Genomic DNA, 8,599 nt, shown 5'->3' on the forward strand with positions numbered 1-8,599 from the left:
GTGCGGGGGGCGTGGCCGGGTGCGGGGCGCGCAGCTCGGTGCGGGGCGCGTTTCGCGGCGGACGGGCCGCGGTGCCGTGTCCTCAATCGCCGGACGGGCTTGTTTTCGCTGGGCGGGGGCGGGTTCACCCGTGTGGGTGGTCCGCGGTGGGATTCGGCCCGGTGGGGCGCGGAAGTGGGGGACCGTGGTGACGGAACGGGTGTGCGGGCTGGCATTCTTGACGGCGTCCCCGTTTCCGATTCAGGAGCCTTGACCACGTGACACAAATGCGTACGGTCCAGGTACTCGGCGGAGGCAGCGCGGGCAGCAGCGCGCACGTTCGGTCGTTGGCTGCGGGCCTGGTCGCCCGGGGTGTGCGCGTCACCGTATGCGCCCCCGTGGACGTCGACCGCGCCTATGACTTCGGCGGCTCCGGGGCGCACCACGTCGCCGTACCCCGGCGCGGAGACCCCGCCTCCGTCGCGACCCTGCGCGCCGCGTGCGCCGGAGCGGACGTCGTGCACGCGCATGGGCTGAACGCGGCCGTACGCGCCGCGATCGCGCTCGGCGGGCAGCGGATACCGCTGGTGGTCACCTGGCACACCCGCGCGCAGGTGGAGGGACCGCGCGCCCACCTCGTACGCCTGCTGGAACGAAGGGCCGTGAAGGCGGCGGCCGTTGTGCTCGGCACCTCGTCCGAACTGGTCGACCGCGCGCGCAGCAGGGGCGCCCGAGACGCCCGCCTCGCGCCGGTCGCGCTGCCCGCGCCGTCCCAGCACCCCGGCGGCCCCGAGAGCAAGGCCCGTGCCGAACTGGGCGCGGTCGAACGCCCGTTGCTGATGGCCGTCGGCAGCCTCACCCCGGAGCAGGGGTACGACATACTGCTGGACGCGGCCGCCACCTGGCGCGCCCTGGACCCCGCCCCGCTGCTCGCCATCGCGGGCGAGGGCCGGGAGCGCGGGCGGCTCCAGCGCCGGATCGACGCGGAGGGCCTGCCCGTACGGCTCATCGGCCGGCGCGACGACATCGCCGAACTCCTCGCCGCCGCGGACATCGCGCTGCTGCCCAGCCGCTGGGAGGCCCGCTCGGCCCTCGCGCAGGAGGCGCTGCGGCTGGGCGTACCGCTGGTGGCCACGGCCGTCGGCGGGGTCCCCGAACTGGTCGGCGACGCGGCGGAGCTCGTACCGTACGGAAACGCCGCGGCCCTCTCGGACGCGGTGGTACGGCTCCTCGGCGACCCGGACCGCAGGGAGTGGCTCACCACGGCCGGCCGGGCGCAGGCGGAGACCTGGCCGACGGAGGACGAGACGATCGCACAGGTGCTGTGCGTCTACGACGAACTGGCCCAGGCACCCCGCCGCTAGGGCGTGTCTTCAAAGTAGCGTCGTCCGCCCGAAGGGCGGGGCCGACGGCGTCTGGTGCGTGCGATCGCAAGGCGGAGGGTCATCCTCGTACTGGACGTACTTGGATGATCCCGACAACGCGGCGAGCGTGCGTGCCAGGCGTCGCCGGGCAGACGGGACTTTGAAGACACGCCCTAGGCCCTGTCCCCGCCCCCGCCGGACGCGTCTACCCCGCGTGCCGCCTCGCCCGTAGCGCCAGGCTCAGTGTCAGGACCGTCTCCGGGTCGTCCAGATCCATGCCCAGCAGGTCGGCGATGCGGGACAGCCGGTTGTACAGCGTCTGGCGGTTCAGATGGAGTTCGCGCGCCGTCTCCGCCTTGCGGCCCGCGTGCGCCAGATAGGCCTCCAGGGTGGGGAGCAGCACGGGCCGGGAGGCGCGGTCGTGGTCGCGGAGGGGGCCGATCGCGCGGTGCACGAAGGCCGCCAGGTCCGGGTGTTCCCGCAGCCGCCACAGCAGCAGGTCGATGTCGAGGCGGCGGGCGTCGTACCAGGGGCGTTCCGGCAGGCCCCGGGCCGCCGTCGCGGTCTCCGCCGCGTGCCGCAGCCCCGCGCTCGCAGCCGCCCAGCCGCCCGCGGCCCCGACGACCACCACCGGCGGGCGCGCGCCGGCGCGTTCGAGCCCTGCCCGCTCCACGCCGGAGCGCAGTGCCGTCGCGACCCGGTCGGCCACCGCCGTACGTACGGCCTCGGAGCCCAGCCCCACCAGCAGCGGAACCCGGCCCTCCACCGGCCGTACCCCCAGCAGCACCGGCACCCCCACCGACGCCAGCTCATCCAGCACCGCCCGGGCCAGCGGCGCCCAGTCGCCGGGCGGCAGCGGTTCGGGGCCCAGCCTCATCACCACCGGCAGCAGCGGCCCCTCGCCCGGTCTGAAGCCCAGCACCCTCGCCTGCGCGGGCGCGTCCTCGGCGCGGATCCGGCCCTCCGCCAGATCGGTCAGGAAGTCGCCGCGGCCCCGGGCCGCCAGCTCCTCCTCCTGCCGGGCCTGCATCAGGACGACCGCCAGCATGCCCGCCGCGCGCTCCGCCGCCATCCGGTGCACCGGCAGCGGCGGAGCCGATACGGCGGGCAGCACCAGCCGGGCACGTACCGCCCCCGTGCCATGGCCGCCGCCCGGCACCTCCACCAGCACCGCCCCCGTCGGCGGTCCGGCCTCCCGTGCCTCCCGCCGGCCGCGCAGCCCCTCCCAGATCTGGAGCGGATCGGCGGCGGCCGGGCCCGAGCCGGGCGCCGCCGCGTACAGCAGCCGCCCCTCGGCCGTCTCCAGGAAGACCGGGTTGCCCGCGAAGTCCGCGAGGATCCGGAGCACCCGCTCCACCCCGCCGCCGTCCAGCAGCGCCCGTGTGCACGCGCGGTGCACCTCCTCGGCCCGCCGCAGCAGCGCGTAGTGGCCGTTCACGATCTCGGTGTGCACCTCTTCGGTCACCGAGACGAAGGGCACCTCGCGGTGGAGCTGTACGAGCGGCAGCCCGGCGGCCCGGGCCGTCTCCACGATCGCCGCCGGCAGCCGGCCGAACCGCGGCCCCAGCTCCACCACCAGCGCCGCGATCCCCCGGTCGGCGAGCGTCCGGACGAAGGCGCGCTGGTCGGCGGGGCGGGTGCCCAGACCGAGCCCGGTAGTGAGAAGCAGTTCGCCGCCCTTGAGGAGCGACGCGATGTTGGGGACCTCGCCCGCGTGCACCCAGCGCACCGTACGGTCCAGCTCGTCCGCGCAGGCCACGACCTCGGGGAGACCACCGCGCAGTCCGGGCAGGTCGAGTGCCCGCCGTACGGTGATACCGCCCTGACTGTCCATGAAGCCGGAGGCTACCCGCGGTCACGCCGCACAAGAAACACTCGCTCCCGGCACAGGACACGCCCGTCCCGGGACCGCCGAGAGGGCCCGGCACCCGCCCCCAGGAGCGGAGCCGGGGCGAGGGCTCACCGCCCCCGCCCCGGCCCGTACACCCGGACCCGCGGCCCGCCGTCAGCCTCCGTACGCCCCCGACGCCGTCAGCCGCAGCGCCGTGTCGATCAGCGGCACATGGCTGAACGCCTGCGGGAAGTTCCCGACCTGGCGCTGGAGCCTCGGGTCCCACTCCTCCGCCAGCAGCCCCAGATCGTTCCGCAGCGCCAGCAGCCTCTCGAAGAGCTTGCGCGCCTCCTCGACCCGCCCGATCATCGCCAGATCGTCGGCCAGCCAGAACGAGCAGGCCAGGAAGGCGCCTTCGTCGCCCGCCAGACCGTCGACGCCCGTCTCCTCGCCCGAGGTCGGGTACCGCATGACGAACCCGTCCTCGGTGGACAGCTCGCGCTGGATCGCCTCGATCGTGCCGATGACCCGCTTGTCGTCCGGCGGCAGGAAGCCCATCTGCGGGATGAGGAGCAGTGAGGCGTCGAGCTCCTTGGAGCCGTACGACTGCGTGAAGGTGTTCCGCTCCTTGTCGTAACCCTTCTCGCAGACATCGCGGTGGATGTCGTCCCGCATCTCGCGCCACCGCTCCAGCGGCCCGTCTGCGTCGCCCGACTCGATCAGCTTGATCGTGCGGTCCACCGCGACCCAGGCCATCACCTTGGAGTGCACGAAGTGTCTGCGCGGCCCGCGGACCTCCCAGATGCCCTCGTCCGGCTGGTCCCAGTGCTTCTCCAGATACCGGATCAGCTTGAGCTGGAGCACCGAGGCGTAGTCGTTGCGGGCCAGGCCCGTCATGTGCGCGAGGTGCAGCGCCTCGGTGACCTCGCCGTACACATCGAGCTGGAGCTGGTGCGCCGCGCCGTTGCCGACCCGGACCGGGCCGGACCGCTCATAGCCCGGCAGCCAGTCCAGCTCGGCCTCGCCCAGCTCCCGTTCGCCTGCGATCCCGTACATGATCTGGAGGTTCTCCGGGTCGCCGGCCACGGCGCGCAGCAGCCATTCGCGCCAGGCGCGAGCCTCCTCGCGGTAGCCGGTGCGCAGCAGCGAGGAGAGGGTGATCGCGGCGTCGCGCAGCCAGGTGTAGCGGTAGTCCCAGTTCCGTACGCCGCCGATCTCCTCCGGCAGCGAGGTCGTCGGCGCGGCGACGATCCCGCCCGTCGGGGCGTATGTCAGGGCCTTGAGGGTGATCAGCGAGCGGATCACGGCCTCGCGGTAGGGGCCGTGGTACGTGCAGTGCTCGACCCACTCGCGCCAGAAGTCGGAGGTCGCCTCCAGCGAGCCCTCCGGGTCCGGCAGCGCCGGCGGCTGCCGGTGCGAGGGCTGCCAACTGATCGTGAAGGCGATCCGGTCGCCCGGTGCCACGGTGAAGTCGGAGTAGGTGGTGAGGTCCTTGCCGTATGTCTCGGCGGTGGTGTCCAGCCAGACCGAGTCGGGCCCGGCGACCGCGACCGTACGGTTGTCCACCTTGTGCACCCACGGCACCACGCGGCCGTAGCTGAACCGCATCCGCAGCGCCGAGCGCATCGGCACCCGGCCGCTGATGCCTTCCACGATCCTGATCACCTGCGGGGCACCGTCGCGCGGCGGCATGAAGTCCGTCACGCGCACCGTGCCGCGCGGGGTGTCCCACTCGGATTCGAGGATCAGGGAGTCCCCGCGGTAGCGGCGCCTGGTCGCCCGCGGCGGTGCGGAGCCCGCGGGGTGCGCGGGGCCCAGCCGCCAGAAACCGTGCTCATCGGTGCCGAGCAGCGCCGCGAACACGGCGTGGGAGTCGAAGCGGGGCAGGCACAGCCAGTCGACTGTGCCGTCCCGGCAGACCAGGGCAGCGGTCTGCATGTCTCCGATGAGTGCGTAATCCTCGATGCGCCCGGCCACGTGCATCTCCAGTCGAACGGCCACGTCCGCCCCGCGGGGCGCGTACTTCGGTGTACTTCGGTCAAGGGTCGTTGACGAGCTCATCTTCCGGGAAATCGGGCGGGGTGTGCCGATGCCGGCCGGACTCGGCAGCGAACGTCCGAGCAGGATACGACGCACCTGGGAGTTCTGTGCCACGGTCCTGGCAACATCGGTCCGACGAACATCGTGGCCAAGGGTGAGTCCCGGGACAAAGGGTGACACGGGAGAACAGGTGTGGGAGGCGGTGCGAGGCGCGGCCGGGACCGGCCTCGGTGCGTCGCTGATACCCTGGTAGCCCGTGGACCGGTGGACTCCCTGCGACGCGAAAGGGGCACCGACCCCGCAGCGACGGAAGTCCCTCCCCTCTCCGGCAGGGACACCGGTACGCACCCCAGACCGCGACCACGGGAGCCCCCTCTTGGCCATGCCGCACCGATCCTCGACTTCCCCGACGACCAAGCACATCTTCGTCACCGGGGGTGTGGCGTCCTCCCTCGGCAAGGGCCTGACCGCCTCCAGCCTGGGTGCGCTGCTCAAGGCGCGCGGTCTGCGGGTGACCATGCAGAAGCTCGACCCGTATCTGAACGTCGACCCCGGCACGATGAACCCGTTCCAGCACGGTGAGGTGTTCGTCACCAACGACGGCGCCGAGACCGATCTGGACATCGGCCACTACGAACGCTTCCTCGACGTGGACCTCGACGGCTCCGCCAATGTCACCACCGGCCAGATCTACTCCCAGGTGATCGCCAAGGAGCGGCGCGGCGAGTATCTGGGCGACACGGTCCAGGTCATTCCGCACATCACCAACGAGATCAAGCACCGGATCCGGCGGATGGCGACCGACGACGTCGATGTCGTCATCACGGAGGTCGGCGGCACGGTCGGCGACATCGAGTCGCTGCCGTTCCTGGAGACCGTCCGCCAGGTACGGCACGAGGTCGGCCGGGACAACGTTTTCGTCGTGCACATCTCGCTGCTGCCCTACATCGGCCCCTCCGGCGAGCTGAAGACCAAGCCGACCCAGCACTCGGTCGCGGCCCTGCGCAACATCGGTATCCAGCCGGACGCGATCGTGCTCCGCGCCGACCGTGACGTACCGCTGCCGATCAAGCGCAAGATCTCGCTGATGTGCGATGTCGACGAGGCCGCGGTGGTGGCCTGTGTGGACGCCAAGTCGATCTACGACATCCCCAAGGTGCTGCACACCGAGGGCCTCGACGCCTATGTCGTACGCAAGCTGGACCTGCCGTTCCGCGATGTCGACTGGACCGTCTGGGACGACCTGCTGGACCGGGTCCACAACCCCGACCACGAGGTCACGGTCGCGCTGGTCGGCAAGTACATCGACCTGCCCGACGCCTATCTGTCGGTGACCGAGGCGCTGCGCGCGGGCGGCTTCGCCAACAAGGCGCGGGTCAAGGTCAAATGGGTCACCTCGGACGACTGCAAGACTCCGGCGGGCGCGGCCAGACAGCTCGCGGACGCGGACGGCATCCTGATCCCCGGCGGCTTCGGCGAGCGCGGGGTGACCGGAAAAGTTGGCGCGATCCAGTACGCGCGCGAGCACAAGGTCCCGCTGCTGGGGCTGTGTCTGGGTCTCCAGTGCATCGTGATCGAGGCCGCGCGCCATGTCGCGGGGATCCCCGACGCGAACTCCACCGAGTTCGACTCGGGCACCGCCCACCCGGTGATCTCCACCATGGAGGAGCAGCTCGCCTATGTGGAGGGCGCGGGGGACCTGGGCGGCACGATGCGGCTCGGCCTCTATCCGGCGAAGCTCGCCGAGGGCTCGATCGTGCGTGAGGTCTACGGCGACCAGCCGTATGTGGAGGAGCGCCACCGCCACCGCTACGAGGTGAACAACGCCTACCGCGCGGAGCTGGAGAAGAAGGCCGGTCTGGTCTTCTCGGGCACCTCTCCCGACAACAAGCTGGTCGAGTACGTCGAGTACCCGCGCACCACGCACCCCTATCTGGTCGCCACCCAGGCACACCCCGAGCTGCGTTCCCGGCCGACCCGGCCGCATCCGCTCTTCACCGGTCTGGTGAAGGCCGCGGTGGCACGCCGCCAGGAGGCGGAGACCGGGGTGACGGGGCGCGTGGCCGCCAAGGCGTAGGCGCTGTCGTAGGTGCTGTCCGGCCGGTCCGGGCGGCAGGGATCCAGGCGATACGGTGGGAGCCGGGGGCGACGGGCGTGCGGGTCGTACGGCTTCTCGGCCCCGCATTTCCGCGTGTGCGCCGCTGTGTGGGAGGACGCTTTCATGACCATCAAGGACGCCCCCGAGGAGTGGCGGGTCACCGCGACCAGGACGCCCTTCCGCGGCAACAAGACCAGTGTCCGTACGGACGACGTGGTCATGCCGGACGGCACGGTCGTCTCACGGGACTATCAGGTCCACCCGGGGTCCGTGGCGATCCTCGCGCTGGACGACGCGGGCCGGGTGCTCGTGCTGCGCCAGTACCGCCACCCGGTCCGCCAGAAGCTCTGGGAGATCCCGGCCGGGCTCCTCGACGTACCCGGCGAGAACCCGCTGCACGCGGCGCAGCGGGAGCTGTACGAGGAGGCACACGTCAAGGCCGAGGACTGGCGGGTGCTGACGGACCTCTACACCACGCCGGGCGGCTGTGACGAGGCGGTACGGATCTTCCTCGCCCGCGATCTGTCCGAGGCGGACGGGGAGCGCTTCGAGGTCTCCGACGAGGAGGCCGACATGGAGCTGGCGCGGGTGGAGCTGGGGGAGCTGACCCGGGGGGTGCTCGCGGGCGAGCTGCACAACAACTGCCTGGTGGTGGGGGTGCTGGCGCTCGGCGCGGCGCTGGCGGGGGAGGGCGTCGAGGCGCTGCGGCCGGCGGACGCGCCATGGCCGGCACGGCCGTTCGAGTCCTGAGGGACCCCCTTCTTCGCGCGGGGCCGCCGACTTCTGCGGGCTTCTTTGTCCGGGGCTGCCGATCCGTTGATCTTTCGGTCGGACGATATGACTGATCCGATTGAGGGATTGGCTGATCGGTTGGCCGCGCTCCACCGGGGCCGTCGCAGAGAGTGAACTACGCTCGGACCGCCCGTGCGGAGACCCGCCGGGCTCGGCTCGTGCGCAGGCGGACGGAGCGTGGCCCGTGACGGATCAGGCGGTGGATGTGGACGGCTCCGGCCGTACGGGCGCCACGGGAAAGAACGGCGGCCCGGCGGGCACCACCGCCTCCGCCGACGCGCGGCCGGACACCGCTCCGGCGAACGAACCGGACGCTCCGGCGGCCAAGCGCCGAGGCCGCTTCAGGCCGGGCGGGGCGAAACCGCCGAAGGGCGGTTCCAAGACGAAAGGTACGGCCCGGGTGAAGCCCCCGGAGACTTCCGAGACGTCCGAGGAAGCGACCACCGGCGAGCCCGGCCCTGTCGCTTATACACGTCTGACGCTGCCGACGAATAG

5 protein-coding genes and 1 pseudogene are annotated in these 8,599 nt (G+C 72.1%); 4 read left to right on the forward strand and 2 right to left on the reverse strand.

Features of this window, described 5'->3' with window-relative positions; genetic code table 11:
* Positions 1-257: 257 nt before the first annotated feature.
* Complete coding sequence (locus WH07_RS22455; RefSeq protein ID WP_198533868.1) at positions 258-1,343, forward strand: glycosyltransferase family 4 protein; 1,086 nt, start codon at positions 258-260, stop codon at positions 1,341-1,343.
* A gap of 205 nt (positions 1,344-1,548) precedes the next feature.
* Here WH07_RS22455 and WH07_RS22460 read toward each other — a convergent pair whose 3' ends face one another.
* Entirely contained in the window at positions 1,549-3,177 is a 1,629-nt protein-coding gene (locus tag WH07_RS22460) for a PucR family transcriptional regulator (RefSeq protein ID WP_046502969.1), read from the reverse strand.
* A 171-nt stretch (positions 3,178-3,348) separates the two neighbouring features.
* The gene (locus WH07_RS22465) at positions 3,349-5,157 is read right to left on the reverse strand and encodes a glycoside hydrolase family 15 protein (protein WP_079023458.1); all 1,809 of its coding nucleotides are present in this window, start codon (positions 5,155-5,157) and stop codon (positions 3,349-3,351) included.
* Between the two features lie 439 nt (positions 5,158-5,596).
* On the opposite strand from WH07_RS22465, the gene WH07_RS22470 reads away from it, so the two are divergent.
* The 3 genes and pseudogenes from WH07_RS22470 to WH07_RS22480 all read left to right on the forward strand — a co-directional run.
* A complete protein-coding gene (locus tag WH07_RS22470) occupies positions 5,597-7,291 on the forward strand; it encodes a CTP synthase (RefSeq protein ID WP_046502973.1) in 1,695 nt (564 codons plus the stop codon).
* 144 nt (positions 7,292-7,435) lie between these two features.
* Entirely contained in the window at positions 7,436-8,062 is a 627-nt protein-coding gene (locus WH07_RS22475; protein ID WP_046502976.1) for an NUDIX domain-containing protein, read from the forward strand.
* A 226-nt stretch (positions 8,063-8,288) separates the two neighbouring features.
* Positions 8,289-8,599 (forward strand): annotated as a pseudogene (locus WH07_RS22480) (hypothetical protein); the annotation flags it as partial.

Origin of the sequence: Streptomyces odonnellii (assembly GCF_000981895.1) — a bacterium.
GTDB lineage: Bacteria > Actinomycetota > Actinomycetes > Streptomycetales > Streptomycetaceae > Streptomyces > Streptomyces odonnellii.

Coding starts and splice junctions, on each gene's coding strand:
- WH07_RS22465 (WP_079023458.1), bottom strand. CDS start 5,157: ATGCACGTGGCCGGGCGCATCGAGGATTACGCACTCATCGGAGACATG.
- WH07_RS22475 (WP_046502976.1), top strand. CDS start 7,436: ATGACCATCAAGGACGCCCCCGAGGAGTGGCGGGTCACCGCGACCAGG.
- WH07_RS22470 (WP_046502973.1), top strand. CDS start 5,597: ATGCCGCACCGATCCTCGACTTCCCCGACGACCAAGCACATCTTCGTC.
- WH07_RS22460 (WP_046502969.1), bottom strand. CDS start 3,177: ATGGACAGTCAGGGCGGTATCACCGTACGGCGGGCACTCGACCTGCCC.